This window comes from Eubacterium sp. AM05-23 (assembly GCF_003477535.1).
GTDB lineage: Bacteria > Bacillota > Clostridia > Eubacteriales > Eubacteriaceae > Eubacterium > Eubacterium maltosivorans.
Genome location: NZ_QUDF01000007.1, coordinates 91,691 through 108,773, shown reverse-complemented (window position 1 = coordinate 108,773; position 17,083 = coordinate 91,691). Strand labels below are relative to the sequence as shown.

The 17,083-nt window shown below is 48.7% G+C and carries 17 protein-coding genes and 1 riboswitch; of the genes, 1 reads left to right on the top strand and 16 read right to left on the bottom strand.

Annotated features, from left to right (window positions below; genetic code table 11):
- The first annotated feature begins 3 nt into the window (after positions 1-3).
- Positions 4-147 carry a hypothetical protein gene (locus DW091_RS20340; protein ID WP_013379122.1) on the top strand — a complete coding sequence of 48 codons (144 nt, stop codon included), beginning with the start codon at positions 4-6 and terminating at the stop codon, positions 145-147.
- 56 nt (positions 148-203) lie between these two features.
- On the opposite strand, the gene DW091_RS11245 is transcribed toward DW091_RS20340, so the two are convergent.
- The 16 genes from DW091_RS11245 to hemA form a co-directional block, all read right to left on the bottom strand.
- The gene (locus DW091_RS11245; RefSeq protein WP_058695746.1) at positions 204-848 is read right to left on the bottom strand and encodes a TetR/AcrR family transcriptional regulator; all 645 of its coding nucleotides are present in this window, start codon (positions 846-848) and stop codon (positions 204-206) included.
- Positions 849-973: 125 nt separating this feature from the next.
- Positions 974-1,486, bottom strand: a complete 513-nt coding sequence (locus DW091_RS11240; protein WP_096920130.1) for an SEC-C metal-binding domain-containing protein — start codon at positions 1,484-1,486, stop codon at positions 974-976.
- A 90-nt stretch (positions 1,487-1,576) separates the two neighbouring features.
- Complete coding sequence (cobU, locus tag DW091_RS11235; protein ID WP_074617986.1) at positions 1,577-2,131, bottom strand: bifunctional adenosylcobinamide kinase/adenosylcobinamide-phosphate guanylyltransferase; 555 nt, start codon at positions 2,129-2,131, stop codon at positions 1,577-1,579.
- A 6-nt stretch (positions 2,132-2,137) separates the two neighbouring features.
- Positions 2,138-3,187, bottom strand: a complete 1,050-nt coding sequence (locus tag DW091_RS11230; RefSeq protein WP_074617985.1) for a threonine-phosphate decarboxylase — start codon at positions 3,185-3,187, stop codon at positions 2,138-2,140.
- Between the two features lie 11 nt (positions 3,188-3,198).
- Complete coding sequence (gene cbiB, locus DW091_RS11225; RefSeq protein ID WP_118518177.1) at positions 3,199-4,203, bottom strand: adenosylcobinamide-phosphate synthase CbiB; 1,005 nt, start codon at positions 4,201-4,203, stop codon at positions 3,199-3,201.
- 1 nt (position 4,204) lies between these two features.
- Positions 4,205-5,704, bottom strand: coding sequence for a cobyric acid synthase (locus tag DW091_RS11220; RefSeq protein ID WP_118518176.1), 1,500 nt, complete (start codon positions 5,702-5,704; stop codon positions 4,205-4,207).
- Positions 5,705-5,751: 47 nt separating this feature from the next.
- Positions 5,752-6,504, bottom strand: coding sequence for a precorrin-6A reductase (gene cobK / locus DW091_RS11215; protein WP_074617983.1), 753 nt, complete (start codon positions 6,502-6,504; stop codon positions 5,752-5,754).
- Positions 6,501-7,241 carry a precorrin-3B C(17)-methyltransferase gene (cobJ, locus tag DW091_RS11210; RefSeq protein ID WP_074617982.1) on the bottom strand — a complete coding sequence of 247 codons (741 nt, stop codon included), beginning with the start codon at positions 7,239-7,241 and terminating at the stop codon, positions 6,501-6,503. Before cobJ ends, cobK begins: the two co-directional genes overlap by 4 nt.
- Before the next feature lie 83 nt (positions 7,242-7,324).
- Positions 7,325-8,389 carry a cobalt-precorrin 5A hydrolase gene (locus tag DW091_RS11205; protein ID WP_224168787.1) on the bottom strand — a complete coding sequence of 355 codons (1,065 nt, stop codon included), beginning with the start codon at positions 8,387-8,389 and terminating at the stop codon, positions 7,325-7,327.
- Between the two features lie 3 nt (positions 8,390-8,392).
- Entirely contained in the window at positions 8,393-9,154 is a 762-nt protein-coding gene (cobM, locus tag DW091_RS11200; RefSeq protein ID WP_074617980.1) for a precorrin-4 C(11)-methyltransferase, read from the bottom strand.
- 181 nt (positions 9,155-9,335) lie between these two features.
- Positions 9,336-10,130, bottom strand: a complete 795-nt coding sequence (locus DW091_RS11195) for a sirohydrochlorin cobaltochelatase (RefSeq protein ID WP_074617979.1) — start codon at positions 10,128-10,130, stop codon at positions 9,336-9,338.
- Positions 10,131-10,155: 25 nt separating this feature from the next.
- Entirely contained in the window at positions 10,156-11,445 is a 1,290-nt protein-coding gene (gene hemL, locus DW091_RS11190) for a glutamate-1-semialdehyde 2,1-aminomutase (RefSeq protein ID WP_118518174.1), read from the bottom strand.
- Between the two features lie 13 nt (positions 11,446-11,458).
- Entirely contained in the window at positions 11,459-12,424 is a 966-nt protein-coding gene (gene hemB / locus DW091_RS11185; protein ID WP_118518173.1) for a porphobilinogen synthase, read from the bottom strand.
- 19 nt (positions 12,425-12,443) lie between these two features.
- Positions 12,444-14,858, bottom strand: coding sequence for a hydroxymethylbilane synthase (gene hemC, locus DW091_RS11180; RefSeq protein WP_118518172.1), 2,415 nt, complete (start codon positions 14,856-14,858; stop codon positions 12,444-12,446).
- Complete coding sequence (locus tag DW091_RS11175) at positions 14,855-15,439, bottom strand: bifunctional precorrin-2 dehydrogenase/sirohydrochlorin ferrochelatase (RefSeq protein ID WP_058695759.1); 585 nt, start codon at positions 15,437-15,439, stop codon at positions 14,855-14,857. The genes hemC and DW091_RS11175 overlap by 4 nt, the downstream gene beginning before the upstream one ends.
- Entirely contained in the window at positions 15,436-16,692 is a 1,257-nt protein-coding gene (hemA, locus tag DW091_RS11170; protein ID WP_118518171.1) for a glutamyl-tRNA reductase, read from the bottom strand. Before hemA ends, DW091_RS11175 begins: the two co-directional genes overlap by 4 nt.
- 165 nt (positions 16,693-16,857) lie before the next feature.
- A riboswitch (cobalamin riboswitch) is annotated at positions 16,858-17,047 on the bottom strand.
- Positions 17,048-17,083: the final 36 nt, after the last annotated feature.

Genomic DNA, 17,083 nt, shown 5'->3' with positions numbered 1-17,083 from the left:
AAAATGGATGAAAATAAAAAAGAAATTGATTATACCAAATATCCTGAAGGCGTAGAAGCTCTAAAGCCAATGCTTGATTTCTTACCAGATGATGCGGCCAAAGAAGAACTGCTCGCCGGATTTGTTTTGTTTCTGTCGTTAATGTAAATAACCAATAGGATGCCTGTATACCGCTAACATCACAGCAGTCATGCAGGCATCTTTTAAATCAGAAATTTTATCTGCGTAATATCCTTTTTCTCTATAAAATCATGCGAGCACTCGATTAAATCATTGACTACGTCTAAGGGAACGTCAAGCTCTTTGCAGGTGTTTTTAATCAAATAATAAATCAACTGATCGATTGTCATTGGCAAAAGCCCATCAAAATAATTCAAAAAAATTTCACGTCTGGCGCCAAACTCTGTCAAAATAATAATTTCAAACTCCAGGGGAGACAATGAACGCTGAAGTGAATCTAAAATATCATGATACTTTTCACGTATCAGCTCCTGCATGACGCGATAATTTGATTTGTTTTGAATAATTTCACAGTAAAACCGTTTGTTATTTTCATCGGTAAGCACAATATTATAAATAACAAATTGAAAAAAGCAATACTGCTTTAATGCATCATAAATATGATTATCCTTAATAAACTGGTATACTTCGGTAAAAAACTGGTTGTATATCTCCTTAACGAGATCGTCTTTCTTTTTAAAATAATAGTTTAGATTTCCAAGGCTGAGATCCGCCTGTTCAGCAATTGATTTTAACTGCGTTTTGCTGTAACCATTTTGGTAAAACTCTTTTTTAGCATAATAGAGTATCTTTTCCTTTGTAATATTCCCTTTTCGCTTAATTGTCATTGTTAGCACCCCCAAAAGGAGTATACCATAAAAAGAACAAAAGGAGTAGCAACATTTAGGAAATTTTATACAAAAAACTAAAAATCCCCAGGAGTAACTTCTCGTTACATCCCGGGGGCTTATGCTCAGGCGTTTCTGCCGCAGCATTTTTTATATTTTTTTCCGCTGCCGCATGGGCATGGTTCATTACGTCCGATCTTTTCTTTTTTAACAACGGTATTTCTCTCTTTGGAGGCTTTCATCAATTCCCGTTTTTTCTGGGCTGTCAGGATATCGTCCCACTGTGGCAGCTCGTAAAGCCACTCAGCCGGCACGCCCACCATGTTGTAATACAGCTTTTCAAAGTCAATTTCCAGGTGTACCTGGGTATCGGCTTCCAGCTCTTCAAGGTTATCCAGACCCGATTTCAGGCTCTCGCTGATACCATCCATAAAGCCTGCCATCATCATTGGTGTTACGTCGTATTTTTCTGCCAGCTCGCTGATTGTCCCATCGATCACATCCTGTTTTTTACCCAGAATGTCTTCGTAAAAGGCTGTTTCCTTTGTCAGATATTCATTCCACAGCTCTCTGTAGGCTTTTTCATCCTCCTCAGGATCTACTGACGCAGCTTCTTTCCATTCTTCGTATAAACTCATCGTTTTCTCCTTCTGTTCCTGTTTTGCTCAAAACATTATATCGCATTCCCGGTTTTATTACAATTCCTGAATTGCAAAAAACCGAGTCTTTTACTTCAATTTCATCGGGATACCGGAGACGGTAAAATAGACCTCATCGGCCCGGCAGGCCACGTACTGGTTCATTCTTCCGGAAATATCTCTGAAGTAATTGCCGAGCTTATAGGAGGGCACGAGCCCCAGCCCCACTTCGTTTGAGACCATGAACAAATGCTTGTCCCTGCACACCTCAAGCAGGGTCTTAACCTGTTCCCTAATCTTATCTTCGACCTCTGCGATGGTGTCCATACCGCAGTGGTCATAATCCACATCGTAATCCAGCATGTTGTTGGTGATCATAACTGTCAGGCAGTCAAACAGAATCACGTCGGCTTCCTGAAAGGCCGGATCATCAGCCATGGCTTCATAATCCTTGTAGCGCTCGATAGTCGCCCATTCCGACGGACGCTGTTCCTGATGTCTTCGTATCCGGTCCTTCATGCCATCGTCAAAGGCAATGGCTGTGGCAATATAGGCGACCTTGCCACCCACTTCCTTGACTGCCTTTTCCGCAAAACTGCTTTTGCCGCTTCGGGCGCCGCCGGTTACAAATACTAAGCTTCCCATTTTCTTTTATCCCCTTAAAATATTATTTAAAGCCGCAATCAGCCGATCGTTATCCTCACGCCGCTTGATAGCCGCTCTGAAAAACTGGGTTTCCAATCCCGCGAAATCCTCGCAGGTCCGGATATTGATACGCTGCTCAAGCAGCTCCTTCTGCAGTGCCTGTGCGGTTCTTCCCTCTACTTTGTATAAATGAAAATCTGCGCCGCTCGGATACACGCTCAGATCAGGCAGACCGGACAGCGCCTCAAAAACGCGCTGCCGTTCTGTCTGGATATGGTCTCTCGTTTTCTGCATATAGGCTTTATCATCATAGATACACATGGCGGCTTCCAGCGCCAGAGTATTGATGGTCCATGGCTCTTTGTAGGCTTCCATGGCCCGGATAAGCTCTGCCGACCCCACGCCGTAGCCGATCCGCAGTCCCGGCACTCCAAAGAACTTGGTCAGGGAACGCAGCAGGAAAAGACGGTGGCCTGAGTGGTTTATGTATTCCAAACAGGTTTCAATGCCTGAAAATTCAATGAAGGACTCATCAATGAACCAGATTATTTCAGGATCCATCCGGTCCATCAGCTCTTTGATAAAAGCTTTGCTGTAAAGGCGCCCGGTCGGATTGGTCGGATTGCAGAGATACACCGCTTTCGGACGGCATTCCTCTGCCATCCGGATGAGTCTTTCAGGGTTCAGCTCAAAGTCATCCTCTGGCGACAGCAAAAGCTCGCTGACTGCATCGCAGCCATTCATATCAAGCGCCCGGCGGTACTCGTTAAAGGTCGGCACCGGAATGAGCGCCCGCTCTGGATGAACGCCTCTGGCAAAAAGATAGATCAGCTCAATGGCGCCGTTTCCCAGAATCACATTTTCCGGGGCAATGCCAATATCCGCCGCGATTTTATTCCGGGCTGTCTCTCCGGTAATTTCAGGGTATTTGCCGAGCTCGCTCAGCGCCGCTTCCAGCCTTCTTCTCAGCCCTTCGGGCATCCCCAGCGGGTTAATGTTGATGCTGAAATCCAGCACGTCTTTTTTGTCGCCTCGATATCCGCCATGTTTATTCATTCTTTTCCTCACTATGAAACAATATAAATTCCAAAGAAAATCAGGCTCGTCAGCACCATCATAACGACCTCGCTGGAGAACATAATACTGATGGTGTCCTTAATGTCCTCATAGGCCAGTATCCGCCCAGCGTCGCCGATGGTCGGCTTCTCAAGGGTCTGACCGAAATACAGATTGGTGCCGCCCAGCTGGACGCCCAAAAGCCCGGCCACCACGGATTCCGGATGTCCGGAATTCGGGCTTTTATGATTCTTCCGGTCTCTCGCATAAATCCGCTGACCTTCACTGACCCGGTATCCCAGAAACAGGCCGCCAATGAGCATAAACCAGCTTCCGATACGTGCGATTACAAAATTGGCAATATCGTCAATTTTAGCTGGAAAATAGCCAAAATCCTTATAGGGCTCCTGGACGTAGCCGACCATGGAATCCATGGTGTTGACTGCTTTGTACAGCATGGCCAGCAGCAGCGGGTTAATAAAGGGCACAAAAACCCACAGCACAACGCCGATTATCATGTAAAAAATCGGTGCGAGCACCCCGTCAATGGTGTTTTCCGCAGTGGTTTCCACTGTCGCGCGGACAATACCGCCCTCCTGGAGCTCCTGAGTATCACGCCCCACCAGGTAGCCGACCATGGTGCGGGCTTTGGGAATATCTTTGTCACGCAGGGCGTCATAGACCTTCATGACCTCCTCCTGCAGGCATTTCGCCGCAATGGTGGTGGATAAAAGGTAAAGATTCACCACATAAAACAAGACGATGTTGAGCCGATACGCGATGTACTGCACTACCAGAATAACAGCGCCGGTAATCACGATTGTCAATACCCAGAGAATGAGACCCTTGAACTTTCTGGCCTTGCCCTTATTTAATTTTTTTGTTAAAAATCCAACCAATTTTCCAATGTATACAATTGGATGGGGAATCCATGCTGGATCGCCGATCAGGCGGTCAAGCACCACAGCTCCCACAATCAGACAAAACCAAATACCAGCGCTCATTCCTAAAAGCATCTTATACTCCAATAATTTCCATTAATTTCTGCATATCCAGATTATTTTCAACGGTTTCGGCCAGCAGATCGTACTGTTCTTCCTTGAAGGCTTTGAAATCGACCGCTTTACCCTCTGCCGCGATATTCTTTTTCTTTTTCAGGGTTTCAATTAATTTTTCACGGAACGCGTCGTTGTCAAACACGCCGTGCAGGTAGGTTCCCATGACCGTACCGTCTGCGGATACCGCGCCGTCAAAGCGTCCGTCCTCCAGTGTCGAAAAGCTCTTGGTATCATCAATAGGCGTGGTTTCACCCATATGAATCTCATAACCAGTGATGGCGCTGCCGCTCAGCCCCATATTTAAGAAATCTGCGCCAATGTGCCCTGCCACCCGCGTGGTGGTTTTTTCTTCCTCCAGCACAGTGCGCATATTTAACAGCCCCAGCCCCTTGATGGAACCTACTGTGGACTCGACACAGTGCGGATCACAGATCTCATCGCCGAGAATCTGGTAGCCGCCGCAGATACCGATTACCGGCACACCAGCTGCGTGCTTGGTTAGAATTTCTTCCTCCAGCCTGCTTTCCCGCAGCTTCACAATGTCATCAATGGTATTTTTGCTGCCAGGTATCACAATGAGATCAGGATCAGCTCGGTGCAGCTCCCGCTGGTTCTCATAATATTCTACCTTAACATCGGGGTACATGTCAAAGACTGTGCAGTCGGTAAAGTTAGAAATATGACGCAGCCGTACCACGCCGATGGTGATCACACCCTCGCGCTGTTCGTCCCACCGCTCTGTTACACTGTCTTCATCGTCAATGACAAGGCGCTGGTAAGGGATAACGCCCAGACACGGGACGCCTACCTTTTCCTCAATCATCTCAATGCCCGGCTTCAAAAGTTCGACGTCACCGCGGAATTTATTGATGATGAAGCCTTTGATTCTTGCCTGTTCCTCTGGCGCAAGCAGCTTGATCGTGCCGTAAATAGAAGCAAAGACTCCGCCGCGGTCAATATCGCCGATGAGGATAACCGGCGCGTCCACCATTTCCGCCAGCCCCATATTCACGATATCATTGTCCCGAAGATTGATCTCCGCGGGGCTTCCCGCACCTTCGATGGCGATGATATCATGGCTTTCTGCCAGCATGTTGTAGGCATCCATGACTACGTCGGTCAGCTTTGCCTTATGGGCATGATACTCGACCGCGTTCATATTAAATTCAGCCTTTCCATTCAGGATAACCTGGCAGCCCACATCTGAGTTTGGCTTCAGCAGCACTGGGTTCATCTCTACCTGCGGCTCAATTCTGGCGCACTCTGCCTGGACGACCTGTGCCCTGCCCATCTCCTTGCCATCGAGTGTTATATAAGAATTAAGCGCCATATTTTGGGATTTATAGGGCGCTACTCGGTAACCTTTATTGTTCAGAATCCGGCACACTGCTGCGGTCAGCAGGCTTTTTCCCACGGATGAGCCCGTCCCCTGAAACATGATATTTTTTGCCTTTTTCATTTTTTACTCCTAGCTTTATTTTTATACGCACACTGATCAGTTGCTGTCTATTTATTTTCCGCTATCCAGCCGAGTATTTCCTCCGCTGTATTAAAGACGACCGGGTACTCAATCCCGGGGCGTTCGATAAAAATAACGCGCACGCCCATATCGGCCGCAGCGCGCAGCTTTTCACTGACGCCGCCCACGTCGCCGCTGTCCTTTGTGACCAGGAAACGAATGCCGAATTGCCGGATGGTCTCCACGTTCATCGCATAGCTGAAAGGCCCTTGCATGGCGATGATATTCTGCGGCTTGTAGCCAAGACGCTCACATTTTTCAAGCACCTTGCTGGTTGGCAGCACCCGTACAATGACACGTTCTCTTGGCAGAGGATCATAAAATTCCAGCTGCCGGCTCCCTGTTGTCAGCAGAATATTCCCCTCCTCTTTTAAAAGGTAGGCCACTGCCGATTCATAATCTGGAAACCCCAGAGTCTGCTGCCCGTCATCCATCATCCGAGGCCTTTCCAGACGCACATAGGCGGCCCCCGCTTTTTTTGAGGCCGCGATGGCGTTGAGCGAAACCTCCTTGGCGTAAGGATGGGTGGCGTCCACGCAGAGCCCGATCTGCTTTTTGGCCATCAGGTCTGCCAGACCGTCTGCCTCAAGGGGGCCAGTATGAATTTCCAGACGCGGATTTTCCGGAAGGCTTCCGGTATTATAAGCGGTTACGGAGGAATAAAGAACGGCGCAGCCCTGTCCGAGCAGCGCCTCTGTCAGCTTTCGGCTGTCATACGTTCCTCCGAGGACCAGAATCACAGCTGGTACCCCCGTGGTGTAATCATTTTTAAATGATCTTCTGTAATATAGGTTTTGGAATTACCAATCACTACCATTGAAAACATATCGATTTCTTCATCGCACATTTTTTCAAGTGTGGTGATGACAGTGCTTTCATTGGCGCGTTTAGCGTTTCTGACAATACCGACCGGTGTTTCCGGCGCTTTGTATTCCAGCAGGATCTTCTGGGCTTCCACGATGTTGTCCGGGCGGCCCTTGCTCTTTGGATTGTAGAGCGTCACGATAAAATCGCCTTCGCCGGCGCAGCGCAGACGCTTTTTAATCATTTCCCAGTCAGTCATCAGGTCGCTGAGGCTGATGACGCAGTAGTCGTGCATCAAAGGCGCGCCCAGAGTGGACGCAGCCGCGTTGGCGGCGGAAATTCCTGGCACTACCACAACCTCAACGTCACTTTTCTGCTTTTCAACAATTTCCAGCATAATGCCGGCCATCCCGTACACACCAGCGTCGCCGGAGCTTACCAGCGTAACGGTTTTTCCCTGCTCAGCCAGATCCAGGCAATCCTGACAGCGGTCGATTTCCCTGCGCATTCCAGAGGAGAGCACTTCTTTATCACCGATTAAATCTTTAATCAAATCAATGTAGGTTTTATAACCCACGATCACATCCGCGTCCTTTAAAGAATTTTTCGCAGCTTCTGTCATATGTTCATACAGGCCTGGCCCCAGACCTGTCACGTAAATTTTTTTACTCAATCTATTTCTCCCTTTAAATTAATTTAACAATCTATTCTTTTCAATAAAGTCTTGAATCCAGAAAAGCGCTGTCGGCAATGCTACTATGCATTCACTCTCCAAATCGACAGGGTAATTCCCCCGCACTTCTGCTTCTCCAGCAAACACTCGCCAAAGCCGGATGCCACATAGCCGCACGGCTCGCTGACTGCGTAAAGACCTGTTGTTTTAAAAACAAAGTCCGAGCCTTCGAAGCGGTTCTGCACCATTTTCACAAAATCATCCGGCACCACCTTAAGCTCTGCGTCAAAGGTTTTGCAGGCCGCGTGAATTCCCTTCTCATCGGCTTTCAGGCCAATGGTAGCAAAGGCCTTAACCGATAACGGATGGAGCGCAAGGGCGGCGAGCGCCTGTCTCACTGCTTCTTCAATCCGCTCTGCCTCCGTGTTCCTGCGGCACCCGATACCAATCACAATTTTTTTGGGCACGATCTGAACAACAGGCTTTCCAGACGGCCATTTCAGCGGATCATCGGCTGAGATCACCACACAGCCGCTGTAATCGCCGGAGAGAGCCTCCTGCTTTTCTGAAAAAACCAGATTCTGCGGCAGTACCAGTCCAGTCGTATCCCAGTGCTCTCCGCCAACCAGGGCGATGGGTTCATCGTCCAGGATCAGGGCGGTCACATCCTTGGCTGCGGTAAAGTCCGCAATGGTGCAGCCCAGCTTTTCAGCCAGCACATCCACAGCCATACTGCCTTTCACATCCGTTCCTGTGGTAATAACCGGCTGGGCGTTCATACGCTTTGCCAGATATACAGTGTTCTCATTGGCGTGCCCGAGATGCCCGGATAAAAGACTGATAACGTATTTCCCATCCGGGTCCATGACCAAAATGCCCGGGTCCTTTGACTTATGGCCGAGATGGGGCGCAATACTTCGGACGACTATACCTGTGGCCATGATGCATAAAATCGTATCATAATCCGCCATGAGCTTTCCAAAAAATTCGCCGATTTTTCCGCGGATCAACTGTGTGCCGGGAGCGGCGTATTTCTCCATGGTAAAGATGTCCGGCGCTTTTTCAGGAATATGCTCCTTTATCTCAAGGGCTTTCCGGACTCCCTGCCTGGAAACAGCCACAACAGCCCATCTCTCTGTACGTTTCATACCCTATTTTGTAGCGGTGCGGTATTCGTGGGTAAAGGACGGATCATACAGCTTGGAAAGACTGTATTTGTCGCCCAGGAAATCTCCAACCAGAATCTGGGCTGTTTTTGTAATGCCGGCTTCTTTCACCTTATCCGCAATGGTTTCAAGGGTTCCCAAAACGACCTTCTGGTCTTCCCAGGTCGCGCGCTGGATGACCGCAATGGGCGTAGCAGGCTCATACTGGGTCATCAGGCGTTCTGCCACTTCGTCGATCATCTGAACAGACAGGAAGATAGCCATGGAAGCGTGATGCGCGGCCAGCGACTCCAGTTTTTCCTTTTCCGGCACAGGAGTGCGGCCTTCCAGACGGGTACAGATAACGGTCTGTGAAACATCCGGCAGGGTGAATTCTTTTTTCAGAACAGAGGCTGAGGCGGTAAAAGAGCTGACGCCAGGCACCACTTCAAAAGGAATGTCCTCTTCTTCCAGACGGTCCATCTGTTCACGAATCGCGCCGTAGATCGCCGGATCACCCGTGTGAACACGAACGACTTTTTTGCCCGCGTTAACGCCTTTGGTGATCACCTCGATCACGTCGTCCAGTGTCATGGAGGCGCTGTTGTAAATTTCAGCATTTTCCTTGTGTCCTGCCAGCACTTCCTTGTTGACCAGAGAACCCGCGTAGATAATAATATCCGCTTCGCCGATCAGACGCTTGCCTTTTAAGGTAATTAACTCCGGATCTCCAGGACCCGCCCCGATTAAGTATACTGTGTTTTTCATTTGTACTCCCAATTCTTATTTGATCTATTTGTTATTTTTTCTATCCGCAAAATGGAGAATGCAGAATTGAGAATTGAGAATTAAGGGTCCAAACTGGCTCTGCCAGTTTGATTATTAACAAAATCGCAACGCGATTTTGCTCTTGTCATTCTCCATTGTCAATTCTCAATTCTCCATTAAATTAAAGCAATTCTTTAACGCTTACGCCGTTCTTCGCATGCTCTAAAAACATATCCTGAATGCCCTTAAACTGGCCGAGTCCCTTCAGGACACATTCCACTTCAAAGCCTTCATTTTCGAGCAGTGTTTTCCATGAGTCTGCATCGTCGCTGGCCATATCGTTGATGGCATGGTCGCCGGCTACGATCATAAAGGGCGCCAGATAAAGCTTGTGGTATCCCTTTTCCTTAAGCTGTGGAATAATATCGCTCAGGCTGGGAAAGCCCTCTACGGTTCCCATAAAGGCGTTTTTATAGCCTAAATGCTTGAAAGTGTAATCCATGGCCGGATAGGTGGCGTTGGCGTGATGTTCACTGCCATGTCCCATATAGAGCAGCGCTTCGCCTTCTTTCATCTCCGGCAGCTCACTGATGGCTGTTCTCGCCACCTGCTCATAATCGTCGATGGTTGTCAGAAGCGGCGCGCCGATGGTGAGCACATCAAAATCATTTTCAAATTTTTTGAGCTCATTGATGGTCAAATCGTATTCGTAGCCATTGATGACGTGTGTCGTCTGGCAGACAACCTCGGTATAGCCTTCACTTTTCAGCTTTTCAAGGGCTTCGTGTGGAATGTCCACATATTCATTGTCACGCTCTCTGAGTTTCTTGATAATCATCCGTGAGGTAAAAGCGCGTCTGAAATCATAATCCGGAAAGCCTTTCTGCAAGTCTCTCTCGATGGCTCCGATGGTTTTTTCCCGGGTTTCACGATAAGATGTCCCGAAACTTATTACTAATAAAGCTTTTTTGGGCATTCTGCACTCCTTGTTCTTTTATTATCTATGCAAGCGCCTTAAGCGCAGCCAGATTGTCGGCAATGGTCTTTTCAATATCGGCCTCGGTGTGTGCAGCAGAGACAAAAATTCCCTCGAACTGCGCTGGCGGCATCAGATTGCCACGGTTCAGCATTTCGGCAAAATATTTCGCGTAGGCTTCCGTATCGCTGGTCATCACGCTGTTAAAATCGCAGATTTCCTGATCGGTGAAAAACAGAGCGCTCATTCCGCCAAATCGCACCATCTTAGCCTTGACGCCGGTTTCCTCAATATTTTTGTTAAAGCCGGCTTCCAGCTGCTTCGCACGGGCTTCCAGCTGGGTGTAAATCTCTGGATGCTCCTTGAGATAAGTTAGAGTGTTGAGACCCATCTTCATGGCGATAGGGTTTCCGGACAGGGTTCCCGCCTGATAAACCGGGCCGAGCGGCGAGAGCTTTTCCATAATATCACGCCGTCCGCCAAAGGCGCCTACCGGCATGCCGCCGCCGATGATTTTGCCAAGTGTGGTGAGGTCTGGCTTAATGCCCAACACCTCCTGCGCGCCGCCAAAGGCAAGCCTGAACCCTGTGATAACCTCGTCAAAAATCAGCAGGGTTCCTTCTTCCTCGGTCAGCTTTCTCAGGCCTTTCATAAAGGTGGTTTCTGGCGGCACAACGCCCATGTTGCCCGCAACCGGTTCGACGATCACGCAGGCAATCTCTCCTTTGTTTTCATCAAAAAGCTTTTTTACAGAATCCAGGTCGTTGTAAGTTGCCACCAGGGTATCCTTAGCTGTGCCGGCAGTGACGCCAGGGCTTGTGGGGACACCGTAGGTCAGAGTGCCGGAGCCGGATTTTACCAGCAGAGAATCGCTGTGGCCATGGTAGCAGCCTTCAAATTTGATAAATTTTTCACGTCCGGTATAGCCTCTGGCAAGACGGATAGCGCTCATGGTGGCCTCAGTGCCGGAGTTGACCATGCGCACCATATCCATAGACGGGTAAGCGTCAATGATCATTTCCGCCACGCGGATCTCAATTTCTGTGGGCGCGCCGTAGGTGTTGCCCTTTCTCAGCACTTCGTCAATTCCCTCGTAGTAGGCATCCGCGGCATGGCCGAGAATCAGAGGCCCCCAGGAGCAGATATAGTCTGTGTATTCATTTCCGTCCACATCGTAAATCTTTGAGCCCTTTCCGTGGTCGATAAAAACCGGCGGCATACCTACAGACTGGAATGCGCGGACAGGGCTGTTGACCCCGCCGGGAATAACACGGTTCGCTTCTTCAAAAAGTGCAGTCGACTTTGTATGCTTCATTTTATTGTGTCCTTTACTGATATTTTTCAATCAACGCTTTTAAATCTTTTGCGAAATAGGTAATGATGATTTTAGCCCCCGCACGTTTGATGCACAGCATGCTTTCATAAATGGCCTTTTCATCCAGCAGACCAGCGTCTACCGCATTGCGGATCATGGCGTATTCGCCGCTGACCTGGTACGCCGCCATTGGCAGATAAGACAATTCCTTGGCCTTTGCGATGATATCCAGATATGGCATTGCGGGTTTTACCATAACGATGTCTGCGCCCTCCTCAATGTCCAGCACCACTTCCTTCAGCGCTTCCTCGCTGTTGGCTGGATCCATCTGGTAGCTTCTGCGGTCGCCGAAGGCCGGAGCGGAGTTTGCCGCGTCGCGGAACGGTCCGTAGAAGGTAGACGCGAATTTGGCGGAGTAGCCCATAATCGGAATACTCTCAAAGCCTGCGTCATCCAGTGCTTTACGCATGGCTTCGATATGGCCGTCCATCATGTCTGAAGGCGCTACCATATCCGCGCCGGCTTTCGCATGGCTCACGGTTACCTTGCACAGGGTTTCCAGCGATTTTTCCCGCTTGATATCGCCGTTATCGTGGAAGAAACAGCAATGTCCGTCGCTTTTGTACTCGCAGAGGCAAACATCAGTGATAACATACATTTCCGGGTCCTTTTCCTTGACAATGCGGATGGCTTTCTGGATAATCCCATCGTCCACAAAGGCCGGTGTTGCCTCCGCGTCCTTTTCATCCGGCACGCCGAACAGAATAATGTAACGGACGCCCAGCTCTTTGAGCTCTTCCAGTTCTTTTGGCAGCATATCGAGCGACAGGTGGTACTGTCCCTTCATGGACGGGATTTCACGTTTAATATTCTCTCCGTCAACCACAAACAGCGGGTAAACCACATCGCGCATGGATAATTCTGTTTCGCGGATCAAATCACGAACCGCTGCGTTTTTTCTCAATCGGGTTGGTAACATAATAATCAACTTCCTCTCTTTATTTTTCCATATTCAGAATCGCTTCAATCATCCCGGCAATGGTGTAAACCTCTGCCTGAACATCGACCGCTAAACCCAGTTCTCTCATTTTATCTGAGGTTACAGGTCCAATCGAAACGCATTTTGCATTTTTAGTGTATTCCACATTTTCATCACCGATTTTTTCCACAAAGTATTGTACGGTTGTGGAGCTTGTAAAGGTGATGTAATCAATCTCTTTATTTTTCAGCATTTCTGCCACGTCAATGTCGGTATTGTCCTCACGAACTGTTTCGTAAATCTGGAATTCATCCACCGGGCACACCTTGCGGAGCGCCTCAACCACGTAAATCCGCGCGTTTTTGGAGCGCGGGATCAAGACCCGCGATGCTTCTGTCAAAAGCGGCATCAGGCCGTCAACCAGCTCTTCGCCGACATATTTTTTCGGTACAAAGTCCGCTGTGATTCCCTGCTCGGCAAGCAGCGCAGCCGTGGCGGAGCCGATGGCTGTTACATGAATGTTTCCGAGGGCTCTCGTATCTTTGCCGGAAGCCTTGAGCGCGTCAAAGAAAATCTCAACGCCGTTGGTACTGGTAAAAATAATATGACTGTATGCATTAAGGCTTTCAAAGCGCTCTGCCAGTGCGGCCACATTCTTTGGAATCGGCTCAATTTTGATGGTTGGGTACTCAATGGCGTTGCCGCCAAGCTCAGCGATCTGCGCCACCATTTTAGAACTCTGCTCTCTGGAACGGGTCACCACAATATTTTTTCCAAAGAGGGGCTTGCTGTCAAAAAAGCGCAGCTTTTCACGCTTGGTCACCACATCGCCGACCACGATCAGGCTTGGCGCTGTGATCTTAGCTTCTGCGGCAATACCGTAGATGGTTTCCAGCGTGCCTTCCACCACTCTCTGATAAGGGGTGGACGCGCGGTGCACCACCGCTGCCGGCGTATTTTTATCCATGCCGTTTTTCATCAGCTCGCCGGTAATCTTCTCAAGATTTTTAACGCCCATCAAAAACACGATGGTCCCTTTGGATTTGGCCAGTACCGGCCAGTCCAGTTCCGATTCTTCGGATTTCAGATGTCCGGTAACTACCTGAAAGGATGACACGCAGTCTCTGTGGGTAATGGGAATGCCGGCATAAGCCAGGCCGCCGATAACCGAGGTAATGCCTGGAATCACTTCAAAGGGAACCCCCGCATCATAGAGCTCCTCACCTTCCTCACCGCCGCGTCCGAAGACATAGGGATCGCCGCCCTTTAAGCGGACAACGCTTTTCCCTTCCTTGCCCAGCCGGATCAGCAGCGCGTTGATTTCATCCTGGGGCAGCGCGTGGTTGGCGGCTCTTTTGCCAACATAAATCTTTTCACATTCCGGTTTTGTCCATTTCAGGAACTCCTCATTGACCAGTGCGTCATAGACCACTGCGTCGCAGGTTTTTAATTTTTCCATGGCCTTGACGGTGATCAGCCCCTTATCGCCGCAGCCGCCTCCAGCCAGGTAAACTGTACCCGGCTTCATTTCTGCCTCTACCATTTCTCTCAGTTCCTTTGCCAGGCGGTCTCCCATTTCGGCTTCTTCGCCCAGGGCTCCCTCTGTCTGTCCTTTGTATAAAATCGTGCCATCCTCGTTGCCAAAAATGCCGTAAAGGGTCAGCTTTTCATCCTCCACATCACAGTATGCACCGATGGGGATATGACAGCTGCCGTTCAGGCTGATCAGGAACTGGCGCTCTGCTGTCATCTGCGCCTTGGTAACCGGGTTGCTGACAGATTCCATGAGTGTCTTAACCGTTTCGTTATCCTCACGGATTTCCACTGCCAGAATCCCCTGAGCGGGCGCCGATACAAACTGGCATGGGTCAAGAGGAATACAGGTATAGTCTTCACTCTCATAAACACCGATGCGTTTAAGGCCCGCCGCTGCCAGAATAATACCATCCAGGCCCTGCTCCTGCATTTTCCGGATACGAGTATCAATATTTCCGCGGATTCCCACCACTTCAAAATCCTTCCGGATATTTTTCAGCTGGTAAATCCGGCGCTTGCTCCCGGTGCCGATAACTGCGTTTTCGGGCAGCTCCTGGACGGCGTTTATCTTATGGGGCGTCAACAGCACATCCCTTGGGTCTTCCCGCATAGGCGGCACAGAAAGCATCAGCCCCTCAGGAAGCTCAGAGGGCATATCCTTCATGCTGTGAACAGCCATATCGATTTCACCGCTTAAAAGAGCATCCTCCAGCTCTTTGGTGAAAATGCCCTTATCCCCAATTTTATCAAGGGCTTTATGCTGAATCTTATCTCCTTTTGTCTTGATGATCTTGAGCTCAAAATCGACCTCGGGGTTTGCTTTTCTTAATTCCTCAAGAAGCCAGTTTGTCTGGACCACTGCCAGTTTGCTGCCTCTTGAGCCTACGATTATTTTCATATTTTCTCCACTTCTCTCTGCAATTCTTCAATGGTTAATGCTGTCAGCTCCCTGAGCTGCCTCTTTTTTTCCTCTGATGAGGCCTCTGTTTTTAGCAGATGCCGCCTCAGCTGTTTAAGCAGCCTGAGCCGCTCTGCGTAACTTTCGTCGTATTTTTCTTCCAGCTCTTTTTTTATCTGGGTGGTCAGCGTTGGGCTTGCACCGTCAGTACAGACCGAAATCGTCAAGTCTCCCCGTCTCACCACTGAGGGAAAAATAAAATCAGAATGCTCGGGGTCGTCTGTAACGTTGCACCAGATACCGCGTATTTTACAGTTTTCAAGAATCTGGTCATTTAGCTCGCGCTGGTCTGTTGCCGCCACTACAAGATCCATACCGTCAAGGGCTGTCTCAATCCGGCAGTAGGCTTTGACATAACGAATGTTCTCAGCCGGCTTTTCAGGAACCTTCATGTTTTTGTCCACACAGGTCACAAAACACCCATACCCGGCTAGGGTTTCCGCACGCCGCATTCCTACTTTCCCACCGCCGATCACAAGGGCCTTTTTTCCGGTAAAATTAAGCAGAACCGGTCCTTTCATTGGGAATCCTCCACATTACCGCCAGAGAATAAAAACGCCAGTGTTTTTTCAAAGCGCAGGATATCGTCCTCGCTGTCCAGTGTTTTCAGCTGCTTGATGGAGGGCATGACCATCTCGCGGAATTTTGAATGGACAATTTTTTCAAGAAATTCCCTGTCTTTCCCCTCAAACTGATAGCGCTTGTTGAGAATCTCAATGGTCTCATCTGCCAGCTGGCCGGAAACCTGATTAAAATGCGCTACCATATTGTCCACTTTAGACTTCGTAATCCAAACCATGAGTCCGTCGATTTCCTCTTCGATCTCGAGGGCGATCTTTTCTGCCACCCTTTCGCGGTAATGCATTTTTTCATCAATAATATCTTTAAAATTGTCAATGGTCAGCAGCTCGACCTGGTCCATTTCTGAGACGGCTTCTTCAATATCCCTTGGCAGCGCCAGGTCAATGGCCATAAGAGGCTTTTTACGCTCTGGCATGAGTTCCCGTTTTAAGACAACGTGAGGAGAGGCCGTGGCTGAGATAATTACATCGATATCTTCAATGGCTTCATAGCGGTCCTCATAACGTATCATATTGACGCCCTTATAGATATCACGGTATTCATCTCCCGGATGATAGGTACGATTGGTCATATAGACGCTGTTAAACCCCTCTGCCGCCATGTAACGCAGCGCCAGAAGCCCCATCTTTCCAGATCCGATGATCAGCACCTTTTTATCCGCATAGTCCTCATAGGTCCTCTTAACGTGCTTAACCGCTGTCGAGCTCAGAGAGAGCGGCGTCTCAGAAATCTTATAAACAGTTTTAACCTTCTTGGCAAAGGTGACGGCTTCTCTGAAAGCCTTGGTTAAGTATTTTCCACAGCCGTGAACAGACTGGGACAATTCAAGGGCATCCTTTACCTGGCCTAATATCTGATCCTCACCCAGGATCATTGAATCCAGCCCGGTCACTACCCGGTAAAGGTGAAGGATGGCCTCTCTGCCCTTTTCACAGAACAGATAACTTCCGAGTTCTCTGGATTTCTCCTCAATGTAAAAATTTTTCAGCGCCTGGCCCGCTGCTTCCACATCGCGGGTCGCCACATAAATTTCGCTTCGATTACAGGTAGAAAGAATGATCACCTCTTCAATACACGCCTCTTCAAGAAGGCTCGCAATGCCTTCTTTTACGGTCCGCTTGATAAAAGCACCCTTTTCCCTGATTTCCAGAGGTGTGTCTTTATGATTGATTCCCACTACAACTAACTTCATTTCAATCCTTCTCCTTCAATCAAACATTCGTTAAAAACAAATAAAAAACCTCTTCCTTACGTCTCCGTAAAAAAGAGGTTTGTCAACAGAATTATTTATCCACGCTGTTTACTGCGGATACTACAATTAAATTAACGTTACTAAGTTCCCTTTTCCCTGGAGGTAATTATTAGCACTCTATTTAGTAGGTTTCCTGACTCATCGCATTATATTCTCCTTGCCTTCCCGGTTTTCATTCCAGTGGCATCATAAGGAGACTTAACGAATTACAGTGACCGGATCGCTCTGGATTTTCACCAGATTCCCTTTATCCTTTGTCTTTACCAAGGCAAAAACGAAAGAATCCAAAATAGATTTTACATTAGTCTTTCTTATTCAATTTTCGTTTCCA

Bases quoted from the DNA above. Each gene is read 5' to 3' on its own strand.
- DW091_RS20340 (WP_013379122.1), top strand. From the start codon at position 4: ATGGATGAAAATAAAAAAGAAATTGATTATACCAAATATCCTGAAGGC.
- DW091_RS11245 (WP_058695746.1), bottom strand. From the start codon at position 848: ATGACAATTAAGCGAAAAGGGAATATTACAAAGGAAAAGATACTCTAT.
- DW091_RS11240 (WP_096920130.1), bottom strand. From the start codon at position 1,486: ATGAGTTTATACGAAGAATGGAAAGAAGCTGCGTCAGTAGATCCTGAG.
- cobU (WP_074617986.1), bottom strand. From the start codon at position 2,131: ATGGGAAGCTTAGTATTTGTAACCGGCGGCGCCCGAAGCGGCAAAAGC.
- DW091_RS11230 (WP_074617985.1), bottom strand. From the start codon at position 3,187: ATGAATAAACATGGCGGATATCGAGGCGACAAAAAAGACGTGCTGGAT.
- cbiB (WP_118518177.1), bottom strand. From the start codon at position 4,203: ATGCTTTTAGGAATGAGCGCTGGTATTTGGTTTTGTCTGATTGTGGGA.
- DW091_RS11220 (WP_118518176.1), bottom strand. From the start codon at position 5,704: ATGAAAAAGGCAAAAAATATCATGTTTCAGGGGACGGGCTCATCCGTG.
- DW091_RS11205 (WP_224168787.1), bottom strand. From the start codon at position 8,389: ATGAAACGTACAGAGAGATGGGCTGTTGTGGCTGTTTCCAGGCAGGGA.
- cobM (WP_074617980.1), bottom strand. From the start codon at position 9,154: ATGAAAAACACAGTATACTTAATCGGGGCGGGTCCTGGAGATCCGGAG.
- DW091_RS11195 (WP_074617979.1), bottom strand. From the start codon at position 10,130: ATGCCCAAAAAAGCTTTATTAGTAATAAGTTTCGGGACATCTTATCGT.
- hemL (WP_118518174.1), bottom strand. From the start codon at position 11,445: ATGAAGCATACAAAGTCGACTGCACTTTTTGAAGAAGCGAACCGTGTT.
- hemB (WP_118518173.1), bottom strand. From the start codon at position 12,424: ATGTTACCAACCCGATTGAGAAAAAACGCAGCGGTTCGTGATTTGATC.
- hemC (WP_118518172.1), bottom strand. From the start codon at position 14,858: ATGAAAATAATCGTAGGCTCAAGAGGCAGCAAACTGGCAGTGGTCCAG.
- DW091_RS11175 (WP_058695759.1), bottom strand. From the start codon at position 15,439: ATGAAAGGACCGGTTCTGCTTAATTTTACCGGAAAAAAGGCCCTTGTG.
- hemA (WP_118518171.1), bottom strand. From the start codon at position 16,692: ATGAAGTTAGTTGTAGTGGGAATCAATCATAAAGACACACCTCTGGAA.